This is a genomic window from Butyrivibrio sp. AE3009 (assembly GCF_000420845.1).
GTDB lineage: Bacteria > Bacillota > Clostridia > Lachnospirales > Lachnospiraceae > Butyrivibrio.
This window is the reverse complement of record NZ_ATVS01000003.1, coordinates 132,932-157,487: the sequence shown is the minus strand read 5'-3', so window position 1 is coordinate 157,487 and position 24,556 is coordinate 132,932. Positions and strand designations below refer to the sequence as shown.

Here is a 24,556-nt window from a genome sequence, read left to right as displayed (position 1 = left end):
GTAGAAAAAGTAATAGGACCGAAGGGATATAACCTTCGGTCCTATTGCTATAAAAAGAAGCAGATGACGGGAGTCGAACCCGCCTTTCAAGCTTGGGAAGCTTGCATTCTACCGATGAACTACATCTGCGTAAAAAACGTGTTTTTTAACCGGCGACATGTATCATTTTACAGAATCTGTGGTATAATTTCAAGTGTATTGTTGGAGTTTTTTGAATAATAAATACTATTCAGAATGGGAGAAAATGTATGACGGAGAAAATGAAAAAAGCAGCAGGTAAGGGCAAGAGCTTTGCCGGGGAATTCCGTGAGTTTATCATGCGCGGAAATGTAATGGACATGGCAGTCGGCGTTATCATCGGCGGCGCATTCCAGAAGATCATCTCATCACTTGTTGATGACATCATTATGCCTGTTATCAGTCTTCTTACAGGCGGAATCGACTTTAACAACAAATTTGTGGTTCTTGATGGTGGCTCCTATGCTACAATTGATGCAGCCAAAGAGGCAGGAGCAGCAACTCTTAACTACGGAACCTTTATAACTGTAGTTATCAACTTCATTCTTATGGCACTGGTTATTTTCCTTCTTGTTAAGTTCATGAACAGTGTCAGCAACAAGTTTGCCAAGGAAGAGGCTGAGGCACCTGCAACCACCAAGATCTGCCCTCGTTGTAAGAGCGAGATCAACATTGAGGCAACAAGATGTCCTCATTGCACATCCGAGCTTGGGGACTGAGCCTTTGGTATGTGAACCTATTTTTATAATATGATTTGTGTGTCGGATGGGATATAATTATTATATCTCATCCGTTTTTTATAAGCGGAATCTGAAAGGAAATATAAGTTATATGGCAAAAGAAGTTTGGCGGCCAGGCAATATGCTTTATCCCATCCCAGCTGTAATGGTTAGCTGTCAGAGAGAAGGGGAGAAGCCCAATATTATTACGGTTGCCTGGGCCGGGAATGTATGCAGCAGTCCTGCGATGCTGTCAATCTCTGTAAGAAAAGAGAGATATTCCTATGACATAATCAAAGAAACGGGAGAATTTGTCGTCAACCTCACAACCAAGAAACTGGCCAAGGCTACCGACTGGTGCGGAGTAAGGTCCGGTAGGGATTATGACAAATTCAAGGAGATGAAGCTTACACCGCTTCCTTCACAGAAGATCTCAGCTCCCGGAATCGCGGAATGTCCAGTCAATATTGAATGTAAGGTTCACAGCATTGTAGAACTTGGAAGTCATGACATGTTCATCGGAGAAGTTGTCTGTGTAACGGTGGACGATGCTTACATGGATTCCAAGGGAAAATTCGATCTTACCAAATCGAATCCTATCACTTATTCTCACGGTGAGTATTTCACACTTGGCGAGAGGATTGGCAAATTCGGATATAGCGTAGTTAAGAAGAATAAGAAGGACAAGAAGGGCAAATCCAAAAAGAAATGATTGAAGCACTTAAACAGATACAACTTAGCGTCATGCTGTATTTAAGCGGCAGCTGCGGCGTACTCATAGTGTTATCTCTTTTCACCGGAACTCTTTCTCCAAGAAGGAAACAGGCTCTCGTATCTATGGAAACGGAGGCTATGTTTCTGCTCTTGGCGGATTATTTCGCATATATTTACAGGGGAGATATGTCTGCAACAGGATACTATGTTGTAAGGATATCCAATTTCCTTGTTTATTTGCTGTCTCTTTTTATCACCCATGCATTTAATCTGTATCTGATGGACCTGTGCAGGAACGAGGGCAAACTGGACAGGCTTCCCAAGAGACTTATTGTTTGTGAAGTGCTGTTTCTGAGCGGGATTATCATGCTGATAATATCACAGTTTACGGGGCTGTATTATTACTTTGATGAGTTTAACAAGTATCACAGGGCTCCCGGAATATTGCTCAACTACTTTTTCCCTCTTACCATGACACTTCTTCTGATAACAGTTATTTTTGATTGCCGCAAAGTGCTTGAGAAGAGAGTTATTATTCCGCTGGTTCTGTTTTCCATACTCCCTTATATGGCCACGATCCTGCAGATGTTTCTTTACGGATTGTCACTTACCAACATAACAATCGTGGGTGTGATAGTGCTTCTGTATCTTTTTGAGATCAGAAATATGAACATGATCCAGAAGGCAAAACTGGCTGCTGAACAGGCAAGTAATGCCAAGTCAAGGTTTCTTGCCAACATGTCCCATGAGATCAGAACACCTATCAATACAATTATGGGCTCTGCAGAGCTCCTGCTTCGGGAAGACCCTGCAGGTGTACCTAAGGGGTATTTCCTTTCAATCATGAATCATTCCTTTGATATCATGGGAGCATCCGAGAATCTTCTTGAGCTTATCAATGATATTCTTGATATATCCAAGATTGAATCCGGTAAGATGCATCTGGTTCAGCAGGAGTACGAGCCTTTTGACAAACTTCACAGCACTGTTTCGCTTATAAGAGGTAGAAGTAACCAGAAGGGACTTTCTTTCGATATTGAGGTTGATGAGGATATTCCTTCCAAGCTGTATGGAGATTCCGGTAAGATCAAGCAGGTGATTTTAAACCTGCTTACAAATGCGGTAAAATATACTGAAAAGGGCGGCTTTTCCCTTAAGATTAAAGTTTTGGAGACTAATGGTGATAAATGTCGCCTGCAGTTTCAGGTAAAAGATACCGGCATAGGCATTAAACAGGAAAATATAGGGAATCTGTTCAATGCCTTTGAAAGATTTGATGAAAGCAGAAACAGCAGCATTCAGGGAACAGGCCTTGGACTTGATATATCAATGCAGTTTGCACTTCTTATGGGCGGCAAACTCTGGTGCGAGAGTGTTTATGGTGAGGGTTCTGTTTTTTACTTTGAAGTAGAACAGAAGATTATTGATGGAGCACCTTCCGGTGAGTTTGTAGAAAAGACTGAATTTGAATTCAGAGGCCCATATATTCCGCAGTTTACGGCGCCTGAGGCAAATATTCTGATCGTAGATGACAATCCTGTTAACCTCAGCGTCGAAAAGAACCTCCTTAAGGATACCAAGATGCAGATAGTAACCTGCAGCTCCGGTGAAGAGTGCCTTAACCTGCTGGATAAAATGAAGTTTGACCTGGTTCTTCTGGATCACATGATGCCGGGAATGGACGGAATTGAAACTGTGGGAGTCATCCGTGAAAAGAATAAGGAACTTCCGGTTATAGCGCTTACAGCCAATTACTTCGACGGCGCTGAGCAGTTTTATAAGAGCAAAGGCTTCGATGGATTTTTGACCAAACCAATAGATATTAAGGAAATGGAAAAGCTACTTCTTGAAAAACTAGATAAAGAGCTGGTCACTATAAATACATTCATGGAAAATGCACCTATGGATACCGAGCTTGCGCCTGATCTTAAGTGGCTATATGAGATTGATGATTTATCTGTTACTGCCGGCATCAAGGCCTGCGGAGGAGCTAAGATATACATTTTTTCATTGCTTCTTTTCCTTGATACCATTGATGAGAATGCCAAAGCAATAGGCAGTGCTTATGAGGCGAAAGATCTTCATCTCATGGCTGTAAAGGTACATGCCCTTAAGACTTCAAGCAGAATCATAGGAGCGGAAAGGCTTGCTGCAATCGCAGGCAAAATGGAAGCAGCTGGCAAAAATAATGATCTGAATTATATTACTGCCCATTATGATGAGCTTATTGAGAAATATCTTTCTTTCAAGAACAAGTTGGCACCTTTGTCAGCACTTTCCGGAGAAATCGGTGAGGATATCAAAGAACCGATGCCTGAAGAGGAACTTAAGGATGCCTATGTAGCCCTTTCCGAGTATGCCGGCAGCATGGATTATGACTCTGCACAGATGGCTTTGGATGAGATCGGTAAATACAGACTGCCTCCCAAAGAACAGGACAAGGTAAGCAGTATTGCCAAGGCACTTAAAAATCTTGATTGGGATAAAGTAAAAGAGATACTAAATGAGAAATAAACAGGAGGAACAATTATTGGAGAAGGACACATTTGTAAGAAAATATAAAACAGGTGAACCTGTCGTGGCTATCTGCTATGACTTTGACAAGACGCTTTCTCCTGATGATATGCAGGCGCAAGGGTATATTCAGTCGGTAGGCTATGATGTTCCCAAATTCTGGGAGGAATGTACTCGGCTTGCGAGAGAAAATGACATGGATCAGAACCTGGCCTACATGTACAAGATGCTTCAGGAATCTGAAGGGAAGCTCATTCTCAATCGCAAGACCCTGGAGGAATACGGCAGCAAGGTTAAGCTCTTTCCGGGAGTTGAGGACTGGTTTGAGAGAATCAGAGCTTATGGCAAGCAAAAAGGAGTAATCGTAGAGCATTACATTATTTCCTCCGGTCTTAAGGAGATGATAGAAGGCACAATCCCGGCAAGAAACGGGGCCTTCGAGAAGGTATATGCAAGCTGTTTCTACTATGATGACAAGGGTGTTGCCAGATGGCCTGCCCAGGCTGTCAACTATACGAATAAGACTCAGTTCCTTTTCAGAATAGAAAAGGGAGTTCTTGATATCAACGATCCCGGAGTTAACGATTATTGTGCACCGGAGGACAGAAGGGTTCCTTTCAGGAACTTTGTATACATAGGCGACAGCGACACCGATGTGCCTTGCATGCGACTTGTTAATGCCTACGGAGGTCATTCAATCGGCGTTTATAATGATGAGACCGGAGATAAGACCAAGGTTTACAAAATGATGTATGCGAACAGGATCAAGTATTTCGCAGCCGCCAACTATGAGGAAGGGAGCGAACTCGATTTCCTGGTGAAATGCATTATCGACAGAACAGCAAGCAATGAGAAACTTGAAAATTTCCATTACAAGGATAAAAAAGAATTCACTGCCAAAATGAATAATAAATGATCATAAGGAGGAGAAAAAAGATGCAGAGAGTAGAGAAGTTTTTGAAGGAAGCAAACACATATTATCTGGCAACTGTTGATGGAGACCAGCCCAGAGTAAGACCCTTTGGAACTGTAAATATTTTCGAGGGTAAGCTCTATATCCAGACCGGAAGAATGAAGGACGTATCCAAGCAGATTCATAAGAATCCCAAGGTTGAGATATGCGCATTTAACGGCAAAGAGTGGCTGAGAGTCGCCTGCACACTTGTTGCGGATGACAGAAGAGAAGCCAAGGCCAGCATGCTTGATGCCTATCCGGAGCTTCAGAATATGTACAGTGCTGATGACAGAAACACTGAAGTTTTCTACATGAAGGATGCAACAGCTACCTTCAGCTCCTTTGTTCATGAGCCCGAGGTAGTTAAGTTCTGATTTTGTTTATGATGATCTGTCAGAGGTAAATCATGGCAAATATCGATGATTATGTTAAGTGGCGAGGGGATCTTTCTTTTAAGGAAAGGTCCTTCAAAATAGAGGACAATCTGGTTCTATCGGAACTTGCATATGTTGATTTCAAAGAAGTGATCTCTTCAGATGAAAAGGTCACTCTTTGTGATGCAGTTGAAAGGGCAAAGCGAAAAGGTCCCATACATGTTACAAGAGCCGGATCTACCAAAGAGGATGAGGACTTTATTATTACCTGCGGAGAAGCCATTAGATTTGGCAAAGCGATACTTGAGGATTATCAGGATATAATCGATCATTCCGACAAACAGTTTGCTGCTGTGACCTATAACCTGGATGACGGAACAACGGTGATAGCTTTTAGGGGAACAGACAGTACCATCATAGGCTGGAAGGAAGATTTCATGATAAGCTATACGAATGTTCCTTCCCAGGAACTTGCTCTTGAATATGCCAAGAAGCATGTGGCGAAGGCACAGGGCAAGGTTATTATCTGCGGCCATTCCAAAGGTGCCCATCTGGCTCTTTATGCTGCGGCCCATCTTCCTGATGAAAGTAAGAACAAACTTACAAGAGTTTATATGAATGATGGCCCGGGCTTTTGCGATGATGTTCTGGATAAGAGTCTTATTGATACCATAAGGGATAAACTCACCACCACAACACCGGAATACTCCATCATCGGAAGGCTCTATGAGACCAAAGGCAAAGAAAATTACATCGTCAGAAGCTCTGCCATGGCTCTTATGCAGCACAGCATGAAGAACTGGGAAATATCCGAATCCGGGCTGGTTACCTGCGGCGACCATTCTCCGGAGAGTTATCTTTTGAATGACCTTATAAAGAGATTTGTTGAAGGAATGGATCTTGGGGCCAGAGAGAACTTTGTTGATACGCTCTTTGATTCCATGGCCGAAGGCGGCGTTACAACTATCAAAGAATTTGCTGTTCAGGGACCTGCTGCCTTTGAGAAAATTCTTGTAAAAATGGCAGGCAATGATGCTCTGAATATTAAGAATAAAGCTGCCAATATCAAAAAAGAGGACGATAAGTCCAAAAATATATTCACCAGGATATGGGGACTTGTTAACAGAAAAAAGGTTGTAAGAATTGCAGTATCACTGGTACTGTCCACTCTGTGCTTTTTGTTTCCGGATTTCGCAATGGAGTCGGTTATATCATTCCTTTTGGTGGCCTTGTGCATATATGAGGTTGTTCTGACCATAAGACATCTCAAGGAATCGGAATGGAATTTTAAAAAGGAAAGGCCCAGGGTATCCATATGTATTGTTTTGTGGGTTGGCGCCTGTGCTGTACTTGTCAAACATGACGCTCTGTTCGTTATTTCAAGTATGGTTGTCGGAATAGTGCTTTTGACTCTGGCATACCAGAATGTTATTAATTTCAGAATCTATAACGATAAATATTTTGAACGTTTCAGATATTCATTTGAAGGAATAGTAACACTTATTCTTGGGGGATATATACTTGTTGTTCCGGAGATCGGAAACAGCTGGTATATGTATTCCTGCGGCTTTTTACTTCTCATTGATTCCATCTTTGAGATATTAAAGGTCTTCAGGGATCGGGGAAAACAAAGTAGATAATATGTTTTACTTTGGAGGTTACTTCTATGATTTCAATGATAATCAAGATGTCCCTTATCGTTCTGGCACATGTGATACTTACCCTTTGTCTGTGGAAATACAGGGGAGATAAGAAGGTCACAGCTTTTTGGCGCATATTTATAGGCATCATTTACGGATGCTGCGCTGTATTATCTACCCATTTCGGCGTGGCATACAGCCATATGGTTCTTAATGTCAGGGATCTTGGTCCTCTTATCGCAGGCCTGTATTTTGATTCCGTATCCGGTATAATTGCCGGCCTCATAGGAGGTATCGAGCGTTACATCGCAGGTACCTATTTCGGAGTGGGCTCCTATACCAGGATTGCCTGCAGTTTATCCACTTGTCTTTCCGGCTTTGTTGCTGCTGTTTTGCACATATTCATATTTAAGAAAAAGAAACCTTCCGCTACCTATTCCTTCTTTATGGGCGCGGTAATGGAAGTTTTCCATATGTACGTGGTATTCATTACCCATAGAAATGACATGGAAATGGCTTTCTATGTGGTAAAGATATGCTCAGTTCCAATGATAATTTTCTGTGGCCTTGGCCTTGCTATTGTTTCATTGGCCATAAGGCTCCTTTCTGAAAAGGATTACAAGCCCTTTATAAGGCTTAAGGACGAGGAGACCAAGGTATCACAGCAGTTTCAGTTCTGGCTTTTTATTGTCACAGGGACCATCATTGTTCTCAGTTTTCTATTTGCCTTCGCGATTCAGACAGAGACAGCTCTGCAGCAGACAAGAAGTCAGCTCAGGACCCAGGCAGACGACATCAAGGCAACCTATACCAAAGTAAAAAAATACGGCGACGATACCAGCATCATACACTTCCATGTGGGACAGGAGGGTTCCTTTGACATTATTCAGAAAAACGGAAGTATTCTTGCCGGAGATCACAAGGGAAATCTGATAAAACAAAAGGACCTGGAGAAGGTATGGAGTTACAAAAAGAATGAGTTTGTCACAGAGACCTTTTTTGAGACCGTGAGCTTTTGCTATATCGAACAACTTTCCGATGATGAGATACTTCTTGTAAGACTTCCTGCCTCGGAGGTATATGAAGACAGAGATGCGGCCTCCTATGAGAATGCTTTTGCTGATATTTTGCTTTTTGCAGTAATATATGTTCTGATCTCTATGCTGGTAAAAGCGATCGTGGTTGACAATCTTGATCTGGTGAATCAATCACTGTCCAAGATAACTAACGGCAATCTCAATGAGACGGTTTCTGTATACAACTCCTCGGAGTTTGCATCCCTGTCCAATGATATCAATCAGACTGTTGCCGTACTAAAGAGCTATATTGAGGCTGCAGAGAAAAGAATTGCCCAGGAGCTTGAATTTGCCAAGACCATTCAGGAATCGGCTCTTCCCAAGAATTTTGATTTTCAGGGGGGAAGATTTGAGATTTATGCAACAATGAATCCTGCCAAGGAAATAGGTGGTGATTTCTATGATTTCTTTTTTACCGGTCTGGATAAATTCTGTATCGTGATCGCAGATGTATCGGGTAAGGGAATACCTGCGGCGCTCTTTATGATGCGAAGTAAGACTGCCATAAGGACAATGGCCGAATCGGGGCTTGCGCCTTCCGAGGTTCTTGAAAGAGCCAACAATACGCTCTGTGAAGGAAATGATGCGGATATGTTTGTGACGGTGTGGATAGGAATTCTTGACCTTAAGACCGGCATAATGAAGTGCACAAATGCAGGACATGAATATCCAATGATCAGGAAAGCTGCCGGTGACTTCGAACTGTTAAAGGATAAGCACAGCGCCGCCGTTGCCATAATGGAGGACATGAAATTCAAGGAATACGAACTCCGGCTGGAAAAGGGAGATACCATATTTGTATACACTGATGGTCTTCCGGAGGGTATCGATAAAGAAAAGGAACAGTTTGGTACAGACAGAATACTTGATGCACTGAACAAAAATAAGGATGTTTCCATGGAAAGACTGCTACCACGAATCTCCAGAGAACTGCATGAGTTTGTCGGTGAAGAGGAGCAGTTTGATGATGAGACTATGGTGGGCTTTAAGTTCATCGGATATGAGAATTGATCAAAAATCATACAAGAAAGAGCCACCACGTATGTGATGGCCCTTTTCTTATGAGATGCAGGGCATATGAACGCCCCACATGAAGGTAAGTTTATGTTAACATTACTTGATTGAAATTACTATTAAATCGATATAAAATATAATGCTTAAACTTGCGTTTTACGTTATACTATTCTATGGGTATGCGGGGCCTTTCGGTTCTGCATTTTTGTAATTATATGAGTATAAAGGATTAAACTATGCCGGATAATAAATCTGCTCTTATTGCTATGAGCGGCGGAGTGGACAGCTCGGTTGCAGCAAGGATCATGGCTGACAGAGGCTATGACAGCATGGGCTGTACCATGAGACTATATGAAAACGATATGATAGGGGAGGACCTATTCGGGACCTGCTGCAGCCTCAAGGATACTGAGGATGCAAGGGCAGTCTGTGACCGCATCGGTATTCCCTATAACATTTACCATTATGAAGCTGAGTTTCGTGACAAGGTTATAGAGCCCTTTGTCTGCAGCTATGAGAAGGGTGAGACCCCCAATCCCTGTATAAGATGTAACAGGTATCTTAAGTTTGACAGTCTCTATAACAAGGCAAGGGAACTGGGATATAACTATATTGTTACAGGGCACTACGCAAGGATTCAGGAGAAGGATGGAGTGTACTATCTGCTGAAGGCGGCAGACCTTAATAAGGATCAGAGCTATGTATTGTATGACCTTACTCAGGAGCAGCTTGCCCACACAGTTTTTCCTCTCGGAGAACTTACCAAGACTCAGGTAAGGGAGATTGCTGATTCAAATGGATTCGTAACCTCCCATAAGAAGGAAAGCCAGGATATATGCTTTGTTCCTGATGGTGATTATGCCGGTATGATCGAAAGATACCGCGGAAAGAAGTATCCTAAGGGCAATTTTGTTGACCTTGAGGGCAATGTTCTGGGAACTCATGACGGAATAATCAATTACACCATCGGTCAGAGAAGAGGCCTGGGTATTCCTGCTGACAGAAGGCTCTATGTAACAAGGCTCAAGGTGGAGGACAATGAGGTTGTTCTTGCCGATAATGCCGATCTTTTCAAAAAAGAGCTTATTGTCAGGGATTTCCATTATATTTCCGGAGATGTTCCCTCAGAGCCTTTTAAGTGCTCAGCCAAGATACGATACAGACACAAGGAGCAGCCCTGTACTGTAACTGCCCTTGAAAATGGATGTGCGAAAATTGTGTTTGATGAACCACAGCGTGCTATAACCGCAGGACAGTCAGCTGTTTTATACGACGGAGAAATTGTTCTTGGCGGTGGTATCATCGACAGAGTTATAGACTAAAAAATATTACATAATAAGGAGTTTTTATGGCTAAACAGATTAGCAAAGGAATGTTCGGACTGTTTTTTGAAGATATAAATTATGGCCTGGACGGCGGACTTAATGCCGAAATGCTTGAGAACAGGGCATTTGAGTTTGTTGAGGGGCATGGCTACAAGGATCATTATTATCAGAAGGGCGCTTATCTCTACGGATGGAATGCTTACCCTAACGAGGGTGGAGCCAAGTTAACTGTTCTTGATATTGAGCCACTTAATGAGATTAATCCTCATTATATGTGCCTTAGAACTGTCTCTGAGAATGCAGGCTTTACCAACAAGGCCTACGATGGCATCTATATGAAGGCGGGGGTTCCTGCTCATATCAGTTTCTATGCCAAGACAGTAGGACAGAGTTCTGTTTGCATCAAGCTGTTTGACACTGATGGTAAAGAAATCTGCTCCTCTAAGAACCTTACTGTAACAGGAGCTGACTGGACTAAGTATGAGTGTGATATCGTATCTGAGACTCCTGTAGAGAAGGCTGTTTTCACAGTTGTTGCCTCAGAGCCTTCCGTAATATGTTTTGACCAGTTCAGAATGATTCCTGATGACGCTGTACTTGGTCTTTTCAGAAAAGATCTGGCAGAGCTCCTTAAGGATATTCACCCCGGCTTCATGAGATTTCCCGGAGGATGCATTATCGAAGGAAATGAACTTACCAACAGATATCAGTGGAAGAAGTCTGTAGGCCCCTCTGAGGAGAGGAAGTCAAATTGGAACAGATGGGCAGTTCACGGCAATGACGATGGCAAGAAGGATATTGGAAATTACCCCTATTACAACCAGACTCTCGGAATCGGATATTTTGAGTATTTTCTTCTATGCGAATATCTTGGTTGTGAGCCCCTTCCTGTAATGAATGTTGGCCTTGCGTGCCAGTATCAGTCAAGCGAGCTTGTTTACAGCGACAGCCCTGAATTTAACGTATTTGTTCAGGACGCTATTGATCTTATTGAGTTCGCCAACGGCGATGTGAGCACAAAATGGGGCGCTGTAAGAGCTAAGATGGGACATCCCGCACCTTTTAATATAAAATTTATCGGAATCGGCAATGAGCAGTGGGAGACAGACAAGGTTGATTTCTTCCACCGTTATGAGGCATTTGAAAAGGCAATTCATGAGAAATATCCTGAGATCAAGTGCTGTGGAAGTGCCGGCCCCGATGTTACTTCGGAGCATTACAGGGATGCCTGGGATCATTTTGCCCCCAGAATGAAGGCAGACCCCAATTACAGTGTTGCTGTGGATGAGCACTATTATGTTTCTGATAAGTGGATGTATGAAAACGTCCACATGTATGACAACTATGAGAAGCACAGAAAGGTATTCGCAGGAGAATATGCCTGCCATATAAATGGAGACAGGAAGCCCGAGGAGCGCAACAGCTTTGGTGCTGCTCTTGCAGAAGCAGCCTTCATGACAGGCCTTGAGAGGAATGCCGATGTTGTACTGATGGCTTCCTATGCACCTTTGTTCGCAAGACTTGGCTATGCTCAGTGGCATCCTGATCTTATCTGGTTTGATGGTAAAACAGCTTACGGTTCACCCAGTTACTATGTTCAGAAGATGTATTCTGTTTTCACAGGAACAGAGGTTATAGAAGCAGATTTCTCTGCTTATGAAAATGATAAAGTATATATTGCAGCATCTAAGGATAATGAAAAGATCTATATCAAGGTCATCAATGCCGGAGATAAGGATGTAACTGTAGATATTTTAGCTGTTACAGACAAAAAGTCTGACGAAGTCTATCTGATGGAAGGCGATGTGGATGACTGCAATAGCATCAAGGAGCCTCAGAAGGTATCTTTGAAAAAGACTGACGCTGTTGTTTCAGGGTCTTTTGATTCCGGAAAGAAGACAATAGCTGTTCTGGTGTTTAAGATTTAACGGAGTAGATTTATGGAAATGTTCAAACTGATACCTGCCTGCAAGGATTATCTGTGGGGAGGAAACAGACTTGCCGCTGAATACGGCATTAAATATGACGGTGACATCCTGGCAGAAGCCTGGCTACTGTCCTGCCATAAGGATGGCTGTTCGGTAATAGAAGGCGGTGAGTACAATGGAAAGACATTGCCTGAGCTTATAGAGCTTATTGGCAGTGATTTTCTTGGAGCAAATTGCAAAGGCCTTCAGGATTTTCCAATCCTGATCAAGTTTATTGATGCAAAAAAGCCTCTGTCAATTCAGGTTCATCCTGATGATGAATATGCCCTTGAGCATGAGAATCAGCTTGGCAAAACCGAGATGTGGTATGTGCTTGATGCCAAAGAAGGAGCTTTTTTGTATCAGGGCTTTTCCCATGAGATAGGAAGGGAGGAGTTCAAAGAAAGAATTGAGAACAACACGCTGGAAGAGGTTCTTAACAAAGTATATGTTAAAAAAGGTGATGTTCTCTTTATTCCGCCAAGAACTCTGCATGCCATAGGTGAAGGTATACTGATCGCCGAGATACAGCAAAATTCCAATGTTACCTACAGGATTTATGACTACGGAAGAGTTGGCGCTGATGGCAAGCCAAGGCAGCTCCATATCAAGGAGTCACTTGATGTTACAGAGCTTACAAGACCGGAGGCTTTTAGTAGCGGTGCTGAGCATCTTGTCAGCTGCAATTTCTTTGATGTTGATTATGTTGATGTATCAGATGGAAATACTTATGAATCTGTAGCTGATGAGAGATCTTTTGTAAGTATCATCGCGATTGAAGGAAATTCAGTAATTACCTGCAGGGGCAAGAGTATCGAACTTAAGAAAGGGGAATCTCTTTTTGTACCTGCTGCATCAGGGGATTTTGAGATTAGCGGTAATGCACAATTTTTGATAACAAGGATTCCGGATAAGATAAAGTAAGGGGGGATAATATGTTATTTGGAGCGCTTGAAGCCGGCGGAACCAAGATGGTGGTCGCAATTGGTGATGGAAACGGCAAGATTTTGGATAGGAAGTCTATTCCTACAACAACTCCGGAAGAGACAATGCCTCTTATCGAGGAGTATTTCAGGGAATGGAATCAGAATAAGGATCATGAGATTAAGGCTCTTGGAGTTGCCTGCTTTGGCCCGATCGATCTTGACAGAAATTCAGATACCTACGGCTACATTACTTCCACACCCAAAACAGCATGGAAGAACTATAATATAGTCGGCGAACTTAAGGACAAGCTTGGCATTCCGGTTGGATTTGATACGGATGTCAACGGATCGCTTCTGGGAGAGGCTACCTGGGGATGCGCACGGGGGCTTACAGATGCGATATATCTTACAATAGGCACCGGAATCGGCGGAGGAGTTATGTCTAACGGTAAGCTCCTTCACGGCATGCTGCATCCTGAGCTGGGACACATCAGAATCGGTAAGCTCTCTTCAGATCCCGGCGAATGTGTATGTCCTTACCACAAGGACTGCTTTGAAGGTCTTGCGGCCGGTCCTTCCATCGAAAAGAGGTGGGGGAAAAAGGGTGTTGAGCTTAAAGATGAAGCAAAAGTATGGGAGCTTGAAGCTGAATATATAGGCATTGCTCTTACTGATTTTGTTATGACGCTGAGTCCTCAGAAGATCATTCTCGGCGGAGGCGTTATGCATCAGGAACAGCTTTTTCCTATGATAAGACAAGCTTTTGAGAAGTATAATGCAGGATACATCAATGCTGACAGACTTAAGTATCTTGATGAGTATATAGTACCTGCCAGTCTCAATGATGATCAGGGCATAATGGGAGCAATCAAGCTTGCGATAGATGAGCTGGACTATCAAAGTCATATTGGTTTGTGAAAATTATGAGTGAAATTATACAGGAGTATTCTTCCTGCACTCTGTGCCCGAGAATGTGCAGGGTAGACAGGAATAAAACGATAGGATATTGCAGAGAAGGCAGCACGCTTCACGTAAGCAGGGCTGCCCTTCATTTATGGGAAGAACCATGTATTTCAGGTTACTCCGGCTCCGGCACGGTATTCTTTTCCGGCTGTAATATGGGCTGTGTTTTCTGCCAGAACAAGAAGATCAGCAGAGGAGAAGTGGGGAAACACATAGATATTCCAAGGCTTACGGAGATTTTCTTTGAACTCAAAGAAAAAGGAGCCAATAATATAAATCTTGTAACCGCGGATATGTTTATTCCTTCGGTCAGAGAAGCTATTGTTTCTGCCATGGATCAGGGCTTTGATCTTCCTTTTCTTCTGAATACTTCATCATATCTTAATGTAGATGTGGTAAAGAGTCTGGATGGACTTATAGACATTTATTTGCCCGATATGAAGTATATCAGAGAACGGGATGCAGTGAGATACAGTAATGCTCCCGGGTATGTTGAGACGGCCAAAGCAGCCATTGATGAGATGGTGCGTCAACAGCCTGAGTGTCTGTTCCGCGATGCTATAAATAATCGCAGGTACTATGAAAATGCTTCTAATGATAAAGATGATTCTGACGATGAGCATATATTATCAAGAGGAGTAGTGATAAGACATTTATTGATGCCCGGAATGCTGATCCAGGCCAAAATGATAGTTAAATATTTATATGAAAAGTATGGAGATAAGGTTTACATCAGCCTTATGAATCAGTTTACTCCCAACGGAGAACTGGATAATTACCCTGAAATAGACAGGAAGGTTACTGATCGTGATTATAACAGTCTTATAGATTATGCTTCAGAACTGGGTGTATCAAATGGCTTTATGCAGGTAGGGGAAACGGCAGAAGAGAGCTTTATCCCGGATTTTGACTGTCAGGGTGTGTGAATACTTAAGATTTATTAGCATAGTAAAAGAAGCCGGTTGGGTACCGGCTTCTTTTGTTGGGGGGTTATACAAATGATATATAAAAAGGTAAATGAATATGGGGTAGCAAATTAAATGTTTTTTATTACTTCCTGCTCACATATTGTACTTTACCATCTGGCACTGTATAATACACGTCATAAAAGATAAAAAAGTAGCCAAATCTTGCGCGGACTATTTTAAAGGAGAAAACATACATGCTACCTATATATAAAGATATCGGTTTGGGCCTTACAATATATCAGCGAAAGAGCACTCACAGTGCGCCTCATCTCCACAGAGCAATCGAATTTGTTTATGTAACCCAGGGTAGTCTTGCGATTGGAGTTGGGCAGAACCTGTATCCCATGGAGAAAGGGGACTTTGCGGTGGTGTTCCCGGAGATGGTTCATCATTATCAGGTTTTCTCTGAGGAAGAGAGCAGAGCAATTTATATTTTGACATCGCCAAATCTTGCACAGGGATATATGAATGAGATATCGAATCTAAGTCCAAAGGAGCCGGTCATAACCAAAAAGAAGGTGCATAAAGACATCATTTACGCAGTTAAGGCCATCTGCAGCGAATTTGCCGACGGACAGGAGAACCAGGATATAGCGCAGCTGTCCAAGGATGAGAATGCCTTGGCCCTTTCCTATATCCACATATTACTGGCAAGGTCCCTTCCGCTCTTGGAACTGGTTCCCAAGGCGGAGATTGGTAGCACGGATCTGATCTACAAATCTGTATCTTATATATCCGGACATTTTGCTGAGGATGTATCACTTGGATCCATGGCCCATGATTTTGGTATCAGTCAGTTTACTTTATCAAGGCTGTTCGCCAAGACCTTTCATAGAAATTTTAACCAGTACCTTAATGAAGTCCGACTTGACTATGCACAGACGCTGCTGCGGCATACGGATAAGTCAATTACCGATATTTGTTATGATTCCGGATTTGAGAGTCAGAGGACTTTTAACAGATGTTTTTCTGCCAAATATCATGTTTCTCCAAGGGAATATCGAAGGAATATGGATGTTATCAAGGAAGAGTAGGGAACTGAACAGACATATAAAAAGAGGATTATGTAAAGCAATAATTGCATTACATAATCCTCTATATTTTACTTCAAACTGTTATCAGAAACGGGTTGAACCTCTCTTTACCAGCTCTCCGGAGAAGATAGTCTTCTGAGGCATTTCGCTCTGGCTTAAGGTTCCGATAAGAGTCTTAACAAGCTGTATACACATATCCTCCAGACGGTTGTCAACGGAAGAAATATCAGGCTCTGAACACAGTGTAAGGATAGAATTGTTATATCCGATGATCTGAAGATCATTTGGAACACTGATGTTGTTAGCTCTTGCGAAATTCATGGCACCAATGGCAAGGAAGTCATCACTTGTTACGATACCGTCGAACTTGATTCCTTTTTTATAAAGGTTCTCAACAAAGTTCTTAACTCCATCGATGTCTTCGTGACTTCCCTTGAAGCACTGCTGCATCTGTTTCTTCAGTGGAATGTCATGTGTAAGAAGAGCGTTCTGGAAACCTGCCAGCTTCTTAAGTCCACTGTAAGAATTACTGTTATACAGATAAAGGATATCCTTAACTCCAGATGCAATCATCTTCTCTGTGGCGTCCTGAGTTGCCTTGTAGTCATCGCACAGTGTGCAATATACATTGGGGCAATCAAAATCAGCATTGAGGAGCATGATGGGCACTGTTGCAGCTGCATCTCTTACATACTGGTTGTCCTCGGAGTTGTTCATGATGAAGTTGGAACCAACCATTACAACTGAGTCAACATGCTGAGAGAGCAGGAGATTAAGGGACTCTTTTCTTGGGTGCATCTCGTAACCTGTGCAGCAAAGAACTGAATGATAGCCGTTCTCGCGAAGGTTCTGCTCGATGTAATAAATAGCTTTTGCAAGATAAAGGTCAGAGGCATCGGCACAGAGGATACCGATAGTCTTCATTGAATTAAGACCAAGGCCCCTGGCAAAAGCGTTGGGTTTGTATCCGTATTGCTCAATGATGTCCATAACTTTTTTTCTGGTTCTGGGCTTAACATTGGTGCTGCCGTTAAGCACCCTGGAAACAGTGGCTATAGACACACCGGCTTTTTTGGATATGTCGTAAATAGTCATCTGGCCGCTCATGGGCTTATACCGTCTCTAAAGGAAAACCGAAATATCTTACAGCGTTGTTGTAGGATATATCCTTGGCAATCTCTCCGAGAATATCCATATCCTCAGCAGGATATTCACCGTTCTCCACCAGTGATCCGAGGTAATTGCAAAGGATACGGCGGAAGTAATCATGTCTTGTATAAGAAGTAAAGCTTCTTGAATCTGTAAGCATTCCTACAAATCCTGAAAGGTTGCCGGACTCTGCAACAGAAGCCAGCTGCTCCTCCATACCAAGCTTGGTATCATTGAACCACCATGCGCTTCCTTGCTGAATCTTGGCAACAACGGGAGCCTCGTTAAATGCATTGAGGGTGGTGTTGATGATCTTGTTGTCGTTAGGATTCAGGCTGTAAAGAATAGTCTTTGGAAGAGTATTCTTGCAGTGCAGAGCATTAAGGAAGTCTGCAAGTTCAGCCATAGGGTAGTAAGCTGCGATAGTGTCATAACCTGTATCAGGTCCGAGCTTCTCATACATAGGTGTATTGTTGTCGCGCTTGCAACCAAAGTGAAGCTGGAGTACCCAGTCTCTCTTCTTGATCTCTTCGCCCTCAAAGAGCATGAAGGCTGTTTCATATTTAAGTGAATCCTCATAGCTGATCTCTTCGCCGGCCATACGTCTTGCGAAGATCTTCTCAATCTCTTCATCAGAAGCAGGTTTGTACATTACATACTCAAGAGCGTGATCTGTAACATTGCAGCCCTTGGATGCGAAGTAGTCGAGACGAACTCTGAGAGCTTCTTTTAATGAAGCAAAGGAGTCAATCTTAACTCCGCTTACCTCTGAAAGAGTAGCGATGTAGGATGTGAATTCGGGTTTAGTGATATTTTTGGCCTTGTCAGGTCTCCATGCGGGAAGAACCTTAACATCGAAGGATGCGTCTTCTCTGATCTTGTCGTGCCACTCAAGAGTGTCGATAGGATCATCTGTAGTGCAGATAAGAGTTACTCCTGACATCTTGATGAGTTTACGTACACTCATATCAGGTGACTGAAGAACCTTATTGCAGATATCGTATACTTCCTCTGCGGTCTTCTCGTTAAGAACACCGTTGTAACCAAAATATTTGCGAAGTTCTAAGTGAGCCCAGTGATAAAGTGGATTGCCTACGGCCTTGCCAAGGCATTTTGCGAACATTAAGAATTTCTCCTTGTCAGGAGCATCCCCTGTCATAAACTTTTCATCGACACCAAAGGCACGCATCAAACGCCATTTATAATGGTCCCCACCAAGCCATACCTGTGTGATTGTGTCGAAATGACGATCTTCGGCGATCTCCTTGGGGCTGATGTGACAGTGATAGTCAAGAATAGGCATATTTTCAGCGTAATCATGATATAAAGTCTTGGCAGCATCAGACTGAAGAAGGAAATCTTTATCCATAAAAGTCTTCATTTACATACCCTCCCAATTATTCTTATTTTTATTTTGTAAAATGTTAAAAATACATGTAAGCATTTTCATATTTTTTACAAAGGTATTATACAGGACGTGAATACTAAATACAATAGCAAAAATTTATTGACGTTACCGGACTTTAAATATATGATTTAAGTGTAAACGCTTACATGGCACTTTTTAGTATGTTTGATAATTTGATTTTTCAGCATGTAAAAAATGTAAGCAGATGTAAATAAAAATGTAAGAAAACTTCTGTTTTCGTAAAAAGGGGTAGGTTAAATGAGTAAATTTTTACAGATTCATCCAACAGACAATGTAATTGTATGCCTCGAACCCATGGCAAAGGGCGAGACTGTAAGTCTTTCAGATGGAAGAACAATAACTGCTGCAGAGGAAATCCCTGCAGGCCACAAGATGGCAATCAAGTCTATTTCTTCTAATGATAATGTTGTTAAATATGGATATGCCATCGGACATGCAACTGAAGATATTTCCGAGGGAAGATGGGTACACACCCACGACATCAAGACCAATCTTGAAGGAATCCTTGAGTATAAATATGAGCCTGACACTGCAGACATCGAGAAAAAGAAGACTCTTATGGGATCTAAAAAAGCATCCTTCAAGGGCTTCGTAAGAGCTGACGGACGCGTAGGAATAAGAAATGAAGTATGGATCATTCCTACTGTAGGTTGTGTCAACAATATCGCGACAGCACTGGCTAATAAGGCAAATAAGCTTGTAAAGGGCAGCGTTGATGAAGTTGTGGCATTTACACATAACTATGGCTGTTCTCAGACAGGAGATGATCAGGAGCACACAAGAACCATACTTTCTGATCTTATCAAACATCCAAATGCCGGCGGCGTGCTGGTTCTTGGTCTTGGTTGCGAGAATAGCAATATAGATGTTCTTATGCCATATATTGGAGAATATGACAAGGATAGAGTGAAGTTCCTTGTATGTCAGCAGTCTGATGACGAGATGGCAGATGGTCTTGAGCTTCTTTCAGAGCTTATTGAGACTGCTTCTAAGGATGAGAGAGAAGAAGCCTATGCTTCCAAGCTTATCATTGGCCTTAAATGCGGTGGATCCGATGGATTCTCCGGAATTACTGCCAATCCGCTTGTTGGAAGAATTTCCGACAGGATTGTTGAATGCGGCGGTACATCTATTCTTACCGAGGTTCCCGAAATGTTCGGAGCAGAGACTATTCTTATGAATAGATGTAAGGATGAGAAGACCTTCAATGATACCGTAAATATGATCAACGGTTTCAAGGATTATTTCACAAAGCAGGGCGAGCCCATTTATGAGAATCCTTCACCCGGAAACAAGGCAGGCGGAATCACAACACTTGAGGATAAGTCTCTTGGCTGCACCCAGAAATCCGGTGATTATCCGGTTATGAATGTATTGGAGTATGGCGAGAGAACCGATGTTACAGGACTTAATCTGTTATGTGCACCCGGTAATGACCTTTGCGCTGCAACCGCACTTGCCAGTGCAGGAGCGCAGATCGTGCTCTTTACAACAGGAAGAGGAACACCTTTTGCATGCCCTGTTCCTACTATGAAAATAGCTAGTAACAATACAATTGCCGAGAAGAAGAGCAACTGGATTGATTTCAGAGCCGGTCAGATTCTTGAAGGAAGAAGCTTTGATGAACTTACTGATGAATTATTCGATAAGATACTTCGTACCGCTTCAGGAGAGAAGCTTAAGAGCGAGGAAGCCGGCTTCCACGACATGGCCATCTGGAAGAGAGGCGTAACACTGTAAATAACAGATAGACAAATTGCACATTGGAATGTATTAAATTCCGATGACAATTTGTCTATTTTTTTAGTTCGAGGAAATGTAAGTGTTATTTTTGCAAGATTTTTTTGTAAATTTTTGATATGTAAGCACTTACGGAAATACAGTAAAAACGGCACTTCACGGAAAAAATCACCAATACTGGCAGAAATTTAACAAAATTCATGCTTGCAATGGTTTTCAATACATGTTAAAGTACGTACATAAGCAATTGAAAACGCTTACATTTAATTTAAATAATTAACTGGGAGGAACAAATTAAATGAAAAAGAAAGCTTTATCATTACTTCTGTCAACAGCAATGGTAGCTTCTCTTGCTGCTTGCGGCAACGAGACAACACCTGCTACAACTGACACACAGACTGCTGACAACACAACAGCAACAGAAGCTCCTGCAACAGAAGCTCCTGCAACAACAGATGCTGAGACACCTGCTGCAGCTGAGGACTTCACACTTGAGACTCTTAACATCGTAGTAGACGGTACACTTACTGCTACAGTTGAGAACGGCCAGGATGCATTCAAGGAGCAGTGGGAAGCTGCTGTATCTGAGAAGCTTGGTCACCAGATAACACTTAACATCAACCAGCTTGATCACTCTGACTATTCAGGAACAGTTTCACGTCTCCTTACAACTGGTCAGCCCGGTGATCCTGATTATCCTGATGCTCTTATCATGAGCGCTACAATGCTCAGACAGTATCAGACAACAGGTCTCCTTTGGGATATGGCTGATGCTTATGCAAACGCTGAGTTCCAGTCAAGAGTAACTCTTCCTTCAGTAAACGAGAACATGAAGGACAACCAGGGACACCTTTACGGCTTCGCTCCTACATACGGAAACGGATGCGTAACTTATGTTAAGAAGTCATGGCTCGATGCAGCCGGAATGTCAATCGATGACATCAAGACTTTCGATGATTACTATGCAATGCTTAAGGCATTCCATGAGAAGGAGTCAGGCACATACGGTGTAATCGCTGCTGGTTACGGTAAGCTTGACGAGGCTCCTTACATCAACTACATGCCTGAGTTCTGGCAGGGTGCATATCCTTCATTCTATCAGAAGGATGGTGTATGGGTAGACGGATTCCAGGAGCAGGCTACAATCGATGCTCTTGCAAGACTTGCTCAGGGTTATGCTGATGGCGTAATCGATCCTGATACAGAGGAAGCCGGAACAAAGCAGGCTCGTGAGAAGTTCTTCTCAAACGACCAGTCAACATCAGAAGGTGTATTCACATACTGGGCTGGTACATGGCTTAGAACACTTACAACAAACATGGAAAAGCAGGAAGTTGACAACGATCTTGGCGATGACAGACTTGTACAGCTTGCTCCTATTCAGGAGATCAAGGATACATGGGGCGGCTACATCAACAGAGAAGCTCCTGTATGGGTAATCACAGACGATCAGGATGGCTCAAACGCTCGTGAGCAGGCTATCTTCGATGCACTTCTTGAGACAATGCTTGACGGTGACAAGGTTCAGACACTTTGGACATATGGTGCTGAGGATGTTCACTGGTCAACAAAGGCTGAGTCCTTCACAACAAACGCTGATGATCCTGAGAAGAAGAAGGATTATGAGTACGCTGATGGTGAGTTCCACCTTAAGCAGGCTCCTAACGATCCTAACTCTGTATGGAAGAAGAATCACCTTGATCCAGTACTTGTAATCGCTCCTCTTACAAACGGTTTCGTAGATAACGACGAGCTTGTACAGGCTGGTAACAAGTTCTTCACAGAGAACTGTGTAGATGCTCCTGCAGCTGCTTCTTGCGATACTCTTACAGAGAACGAGGCAACACTTGTAGAGCTTAAGACAACTCTTATGAACCAGGCTGTAACAGGTGAGATCACACCTGAAGAGGCTATTGCTCAGTATCAGGCAGAAGTTGGCGATCTTGCTCAGCAGATCGTTGATGAGCTCAACGCTCAGTAATTTCTGAAATAAAATAATTTTTGATTAAGTTCCCACCCCTGAGGGGTATACGATATCTTCATTGGGGGTGGGATTTTTATGAAAATTTCACGATTTATCTGCTATAATATAGCTGTAATATGAACGTTATTTAGATAATAAAGGGAGAGGGTTGCTATGAGTAAGAAACAAAATGCTGTTACGACATCCACCGGCGCTCCTATAAACAAAAAACCTCTTAGCACACGAATCAAGAATAATCTGGGTTATTACCTCATGTTCTTACCTGTATTGGTTTTCGTAATTATTATTTATTACTGGCCAATGCTTGGTGTACGTTATGCGTTCTATGAGTACAAGCTCAGAAACATTAACTGGGTTGGTCTTAAGAACTTCCAGACAATGTTTGCTAAGAAGGAGTTCTGGACTGCCTTTAGTAACACTTTACAGATTTCCATTACTAAGCTTTTAATTACAACTTTTGCATCGGTACTGGTTTCAGTTTTCCTTAATGAGATGCACAACATGTTTGCAAAGAAAACACTGCAGACAATCATCTATTTGCCACACTTTATGTCTTGGGCAGTAGTTGCCGCTATTTTCCAGTTATTCCTTTCTAAGTCTTCAACAGGTTTCGTTAATGAGACATTGAAGTCCTGGGGAGTTCTGTCAACAAGTATCGACTTCCTGCACACCAAAGCAATGTGGAGACCGATCTTCTATATGATCAATATCTGGAAGGAAACAGGTTGGGGAACAGTTATTTTCCTGGCTACACTTTCCGGAATCAACCCTGAGCTCTATGAGGCTGCCGACATTGACGGAGCATCAAGACTTCAGAAAATCTGGTATGTAACAGTACCTGCACTTATGAATACGGTAATTATCGTACTGATCCTTAATCTTGCTAAGGTTCTTAACCTGTTTGAATCAGTATTCGTTTTATATAACAACCGTGTATTCGACGTATCCGATGTAATTTCAACTTATATCTATCGTCAGACATTCCTTACTGCTATACCGGACTATGGATATACAACTGCGGTTGGTTTGTTTAAGTCCCTGGTTGGTTGCGTACTTGTTCTTGTATGTAACTGGGCAAGTAAGAAGATCCGCGGACGCGGAATTATTTAAGGAGGAGATATTATGGCACAGGCTAAACAGGCTACAATGCATGTCCAGGCTAAAAAGCCCAAAATACATGTATTTGATGTGGTTAACTACATAGTATTCGTTATAGTTGCTTTAATAGTTCTCATTCCTATTTGGAAGGTTCTTGTAGATTCCTTCAACTCTGTAGGTGTATATCAGTTCAGATTCTGGCCTGAGGACTTTACATTTAACGGATACCTTACAATTTTTACAACGGTTAGACTTTACAGACCATTCCTTAATTCAGTTATTACAACTGTTTTGGGTACACTTCTTGGTCTTGTACTTTCAACACTCGGTGGTTATGTACTTACACAGCAGGATATGCCCGGAAGAAACTTCTTATCCTTCTTCCTGCTCTTCACCATGATCTTCAGCGGTGGTATGATTCCTGAGTACCTTGTTATGAAGCAGCTCCATCTTGTAGATACAATCTGGATCCTGGTTATCAAGCACGGTATGAACGTATATAACCTGGTTCTTATGAAGAACTTCTTCGAGGGAATTCCCGGATCACTTTTCGAGGCTGCCAAGATCGATGGCTGCACTCCTATGGGAATCTTCTTCAAGATCGTGCTTCCGCTTTCCAAGGCAGCTCTTGCATCAATTGGTCTTATGTATGCGGTAACTGTATGGAACGATTACAGCACAGTACAGATCTATATCACTAACCCTGACAGAGTTAACTTCCAGTACAAGCTGAGAGTTATGATCATGGACGGTGATACGCCCACAACAGCTTATAAGGTTTCACAGAACACACTGTATTACGCAGCTATCGTATGTGCGATCCTTCCTTTCATGATCGCATATCCTTTCCTGCAGCAGTACTTCGTTCAGGGTGTTAACGTTGGAGCTGTTAAGGAGTAATTACTCCTAAGGTTATTTTAGAAATGATAAAAGACAATCTGCTTTATTT

At 42.4% G+C, this 24,556-nt stretch carries 19 protein-coding genes and 1 tRNA gene; 17 read left to right on the top strand and 3 right to left on the bottom strand.

The features are described from left to right. Positions 1-58: 58 nt before the first annotated feature. Positions 59-129, bottom strand: a tRNA-Gly gene (locus tag G588_RS0102885). Positions 130-248: 119 nt separating this feature from the next. Between G588_RS0102885 and mscL the strand changes: the two genes are divergently transcribed. From mscL to G588_RS0102820, 13 genes are all read left to right on the top strand, one after another. Next, positions 249-737 carry a large conductance mechanosensitive channel protein MscL gene (gene mscL, locus G588_RS0102880; protein WP_022777258.1) on the top strand — a complete coding sequence of 163 codons (489 nt, stop codon included), beginning with the start codon at positions 249-251 and terminating at the stop codon, positions 735-737. Between the two features lie 112 nt (positions 738-849). After that, complete coding sequence (locus tag G588_RS0102875) at positions 850-1,449, top strand: flavin reductase family protein (protein ID WP_022777257.1); 600 nt, start codon at positions 850-852, stop codon at positions 1,447-1,449. Then, positions 1,446-3,965: a response regulator gene (locus tag G588_RS18920; RefSeq protein ID WP_022777256.1), complete on the top strand. Its 2,520-nt coding sequence runs from the start codon at positions 1,446-1,448 to the stop codon at positions 3,963-3,965. Before G588_RS0102875 ends, G588_RS18920 begins: the two co-directional genes overlap by 4 nt. Then, the gene (locus G588_RS0102865) at positions 3,955-4,881 is read left to right on the top strand and encodes an HAD family hydrolase (RefSeq protein ID WP_051139899.1); all 927 of its coding nucleotides are present in this window, start codon (positions 3,955-3,957) and stop codon (positions 4,879-4,881) included. The genes G588_RS18920 and G588_RS0102865 overlap by 11 nt, the downstream gene beginning before the upstream one ends. 20 nt (positions 4,882-4,901) lie before the next feature. After that, the gene (locus G588_RS0102860) at positions 4,902-5,294 is read left to right on the top strand and encodes a pyridoxamine 5'-phosphate oxidase family protein (RefSeq protein ID WP_022777254.1); all 393 of its coding nucleotides are present in this window, start codon (positions 4,902-4,904) and stop codon (positions 5,292-5,294) included. A 32-nt stretch (positions 5,295-5,326) separates the two neighbouring features. Then, positions 5,327-6,934, top strand: coding sequence for an Mbeg1-like protein (locus tag G588_RS0102855; protein WP_022777253.1), 1,608 nt, complete (start codon positions 5,327-5,329; stop codon positions 6,932-6,934). Between the two features lie 26 nt (positions 6,935-6,960). Further along, positions 6,961-9,021 carry a SpoIIE family protein phosphatase gene (locus G588_RS21185; RefSeq protein WP_022777252.1) on the top strand — a complete coding sequence of 687 codons (2,061 nt, stop codon included), beginning with the start codon at positions 6,961-6,963 and terminating at the stop codon, positions 9,019-9,021. Positions 9,022-9,260: 239 nt separating this feature from the next. Next, entirely contained in the window at positions 9,261-10,346 is a 1,086-nt protein-coding gene (gene mnmA, locus G588_RS0102845) for a tRNA 2-thiouridine(34) synthase MnmA (protein ID WP_026668550.1), read from the top strand. Positions 10,347-10,372: 26 nt separating this feature from the next. Continuing rightward, positions 10,373-12,277, top strand: a complete 1,905-nt coding sequence (locus tag G588_RS18910) for an alpha-L-arabinofuranosidase C-terminal domain-containing protein (protein WP_022777251.1) — start codon at positions 10,373-10,375, stop codon at positions 12,275-12,277. Positions 12,278-12,289: 12 nt separating this feature from the next. Next, entirely contained in the window at positions 12,290-13,240 is a 951-nt protein-coding gene (locus tag G588_RS0102835; protein ID WP_022777250.1) for a type I phosphomannose isomerase catalytic subunit, read from the top strand. Positions 13,241-13,251: 11 nt separating this feature from the next. After that, complete coding sequence (locus tag G588_RS0102830; RefSeq protein ID WP_022777249.1) at positions 13,252-14,160, top strand: ROK family protein; 909 nt, start codon at positions 13,252-13,254, stop codon at positions 14,158-14,160. Between the two features lie 5 nt (positions 14,161-14,165). Further along, a complete protein-coding gene (locus tag G588_RS0102825) occupies positions 14,166-15,131 on the top strand; it encodes a radical SAM protein (RefSeq protein WP_155830724.1) in 966 nt (321 codons plus the stop codon). A 236-nt stretch (positions 15,132-15,367) separates the two neighbouring features. Beyond that, positions 15,368-16,207 carry an AraC family transcriptional regulator gene (locus G588_RS0102820; protein ID WP_022777247.1) on the top strand — a complete coding sequence of 280 codons (840 nt, stop codon included), beginning with the start codon at positions 15,368-15,370 and terminating at the stop codon, positions 16,205-16,207. A gap of 84 nt (positions 16,208-16,291) precedes the next feature. Here the strand turns inward: G588_RS0102820 and G588_RS0102815 are convergent, their stop codons facing one another. Further along, a complete protein-coding gene (locus G588_RS0102815; RefSeq protein WP_022777246.1) occupies positions 16,292-17,314 on the bottom strand; it encodes a LacI family DNA-binding transcriptional regulator in 1,023 nt (340 codons plus the stop codon). A 4-nt stretch (positions 17,315-17,318) separates the two neighbouring features. Next, positions 17,319-18,737, bottom strand: coding sequence for a glucuronate isomerase (gene uxaC / locus G588_RS0102810; RefSeq protein ID WP_022777245.1), 1,419 nt, complete (start codon positions 18,735-18,737; stop codon positions 17,319-17,321). A gap of 285 nt (positions 18,738-19,022) precedes the next feature. Between uxaC and G588_RS0102805 the strand changes: the two genes are divergently transcribed. The 4 genes from G588_RS0102805 (at position 19,023) to G588_RS0102790 (ending at position 24,507) form a co-directional block, all read left to right on the top strand. Then, on the top strand, positions 19,023-20,525 hold the full coding sequence (locus tag G588_RS0102805) for a UxaA family hydrolase (RefSeq protein ID WP_022777244.1): 1,503 nt from the start codon (positions 19,023-19,025) through the stop codon (positions 20,523-20,525). Between the two features lie 298 nt (positions 20,526-20,823). Further along, positions 20,824-22,506: an ABC transporter substrate-binding protein gene (locus tag G588_RS0102800; protein ID WP_022777243.1), complete on the top strand. Its 1,683-nt coding sequence runs from the start codon at positions 20,824-20,826 to the stop codon at positions 22,504-22,506. 156 nt (positions 22,507-22,662) lie between these two features. Then, positions 22,663-23,619, top strand: a complete 957-nt coding sequence (locus G588_RS0102795; protein WP_022777242.1) for an ABC transporter permease — start codon at positions 22,663-22,665, stop codon at positions 23,617-23,619. A 12-nt stretch (positions 23,620-23,631) separates the two neighbouring features. Continuing rightward, positions 23,632-24,507 (top strand): carbohydrate ABC transporter permease, encoded by an 876-nt coding sequence (locus G588_RS0102790; RefSeq protein WP_022777241.1) that lies wholly within the window; start codon positions 23,632-23,634, stop codon positions 24,505-24,507. Positions 24,508-24,556 lie beyond the last annotated feature (49 nt).

Excerpts from the sequence above, each read along its gene's own strand:
- G588_RS0102855 (WP_022777253.1), top strand. The coding sequence starts at position 5,327 with ATGGCAAATATCGATGATTATGTTAAGTGGCGAGGGGATCTTTCTTTT.
- G588_RS0102815 (WP_022777246.1), bottom strand. The coding sequence starts at position 17,314 with ATGAGCGGCCAGATGACTATTTACGACATATCCAAAAAAGCCGGTGTG.
- G588_RS0102835 (WP_022777250.1), top strand. The coding sequence starts at position 12,290 with ATGGAAATGTTCAAACTGATACCTGCCTGCAAGGATTATCTGTGGGGA.
- uxaC (WP_022777245.1), bottom strand. The coding sequence starts at position 18,737 with ATGAAGACTTTTATGGATAAAGATTTCCTTCTTCAGTCTGATGCTGCC.
- mnmA (WP_026668550.1), top strand. The coding sequence starts at position 9,261 with ATGCCGGATAATAAATCTGCTCTTATTGCTATGAGCGGCGGAGTGGAC.
- G588_RS0102825 (WP_155830724.1), top strand. The coding sequence starts at position 14,166 with ATGAGTGAAATTATACAGGAGTATTCTTCCTGCACTCTGTGCCCGAGA.
- G588_RS0102875 (WP_022777257.1), top strand. The coding sequence starts at position 850 with ATGGCAAAAGAAGTTTGGCGGCCAGGCAATATGCTTTATCCCATCCCA.
- G588_RS18920 (WP_022777256.1), top strand. The coding sequence starts at position 1,446 with ATGATTGAAGCACTTAAACAGATACAACTTAGCGTCATGCTGTATTTA.
- G588_RS0102800 (WP_022777243.1), top strand. The coding sequence starts at position 20,824 with ATGAAAAAGAAAGCTTTATCATTACTTCTGTCAACAGCAATGGTAGCT.
- G588_RS0102790 (WP_022777241.1), top strand. The coding sequence starts at position 23,632 with ATGGCACAGGCTAAACAGGCTACAATGCATGTCCAGGCTAAAAAGCCC.
- G588_RS0102865 (WP_051139899.1), top strand. The coding sequence starts at position 3,955 with ATGAGAAATAAACAGGAGGAACAATTATTGGAGAAGGACACATTTGTA.
- G588_RS0102795 (WP_022777242.1), top strand. The coding sequence starts at position 22,663 with ATGAGTAAGAAACAAAATGCTGTTACGACATCCACCGGCGCTCCTATA.
- G588_RS0102860 (WP_022777254.1), top strand. The coding sequence starts at position 4,902 with ATGCAGAGAGTAGAGAAGTTTTTGAAGGAAGCAAACACATATTATCTG.
- G588_RS21185 (WP_022777252.1), top strand. The coding sequence starts at position 6,961 with ATGATTTCAATGATAATCAAGATGTCCCTTATCGTTCTGGCACATGTG.
- G588_RS18910 (WP_022777251.1), top strand. The coding sequence starts at position 10,373 with ATGGCTAAACAGATTAGCAAAGGAATGTTCGGACTGTTTTTTGAAGAT.
- G588_RS0102805 (WP_022777244.1), top strand. The coding sequence starts at position 19,023 with ATGAGTAAATTTTTACAGATTCATCCAACAGACAATGTAATTGTATGC.
- mscL (WP_022777258.1), top strand. The coding sequence starts at position 249 with ATGACGGAGAAAATGAAAAAAGCAGCAGGTAAGGGCAAGAGCTTTGCC.
- G588_RS0102830 (WP_022777249.1), top strand. The coding sequence starts at position 13,252 with ATGTTATTTGGAGCGCTTGAAGCCGGCGGAACCAAGATGGTGGTCGCA.
- G588_RS0102820 (WP_022777247.1), top strand. The coding sequence starts at position 15,368 with ATGCTACCTATATATAAAGATATCGGTTTGGGCCTTACAATATATCAG.